Here is a 1,329-nt window from a genome sequence, read left to right on the forward strand (position 1 = left end):
TCTTTGCAGCGGTGTATAAACCGGAGACATGGGTAACACCTGTTCCAGGACATAGGTAACACTTCGGACGAATGGTTCGTCCGGAGTCGAGCATGTCCTGGGATAGCAAAAACACCATGGAATTGCGGCTTGAATTCGTGCAGTTCGCGACGCAGCAAGGCGCCAATCGGCGCGCCTTGTGCCGCCAGTACGGCATCAGCGCGAAGACCGGTTACAAGTGGATCCGACGCTTCGAGCAGGGCGATACCGCCTTGGCCGACCAGTCCCGACGTCCCCGCAGCAGTCCGGCGCGCACGGCGACCGAACTCGAAGCGAAGGTGGTCGACATGCGTGAGGCGCATCCCGCGTGGGGCGCGGCCAAGATTGCCCGCCGCCTGAGCGATGTAGGGTGTGTCCAGACGCCTTCGCCCAGCACCGTGACGCGTATCTTGCATCGGCATGGCCTGATCACGGCCGAGGCCAGCGCCGATGCCTCGCGCTGGCAGCGATTCGAACACGCGCATCCCAACGATCTGTGGCAGATGGATTTCAAGGGCTGCATCGAGCTCGACCATGGCCGGCGCTGCCTGCCGCTGACGGTGCTCGACGATCACTCGCGCTTCGATCTGGCGCTCGATGCCTGCGGGCGCACGCCCACGCGGGTGGTGCGCGAGCACTTGCGCGCGGTGTTTCGCCGCTACGGGCTGCCGCTGTGCATCAACGCGGACAACGGGCCGCCGTGGGGTAGTCCATCGAAACCGGGCCAGTTGACCGAGTTGGCGGTCTGGCTGATCCGGCTCGGCATCCGGATTTCGTACAGCCGGCCGAGGCACCCGCAGACGAACGGGAAGGACGAGCGGTTTCATCGGACGCTGAAAGCCGAACTGCTGGCGGGGCGGCACTTCAGGGATCTGAAGAGCGCGCAGCGGGCCTTCGATGCGTGGCGTCGCGTGTACAACTACGAGCGCCCGCACCAGGCGCTGGGCATGGCCACGCCGATTTCGCGCTATCGCCCGAGTGCGCGCGCGTATCCGGAACGGCTAGCGCCAATCGAGTACGGCGAGGCCGACGCCGTCGTTCGGGTAGGCACCGACGGCGAGGTGCGCTTTGGCGGGCGACGTTTCAAGGTGTCGAATGCGCTGGCGAATCTGCACATCGCCTTCAGGCCGTGTGCAGAAATCGACGGTGGTTTCGATATGTACTTCGCTCATCACCGAATCGATACGATCAGCTTGAAGGGAAGCGCTGAACGGAGTTGAATGTGTTACCTATGTCCTGACACAGGTGTTACCCATGTCTCCGGTCTATACACAGCGGCAAAGAAAGTGACCCCCGCCCCGGGGAGGGGCG

Annotated in this window: 1 protein-coding gene; it reads left to right on the forward strand. The window is 63.7% G+C overall.

What is annotated here, in order from left to right; translation table 11 throughout:
• The first annotated feature begins 92 nt into the window (after positions 1 to 92).
• Positions 93 to 1,238 carry an IS481 family transposase gene (locus AB6804_RS31795; protein ID WP_370889825.1) on the forward strand — a complete coding sequence of 382 codons (1,146 nt, stop codon included), beginning with the start codon at positions 93 to 95 and terminating at the stop codon, positions 1,236 to 1,238.
• Positions 1,239 to 1,329: the final 91 nt, after the last annotated feature.

Source organism: Caballeronia sp. RCC_10, assembly GCF_041360715.1.
Taxonomy (GTDB): Bacteria; Pseudomonadota; Gammaproteobacteria; order Burkholderiales; family Burkholderiaceae; genus Caballeronia; species Caballeronia grimmiae.

Excerpts from the sequence above, each read along its gene's own strand:
- AB6804_RS31795 (WP_370889825.1), top strand. The coding sequence starts at position 93 with ATGTCCTGGGATAGCAAAAACACCATGGAATTGCGGCTTGAATTCGTG.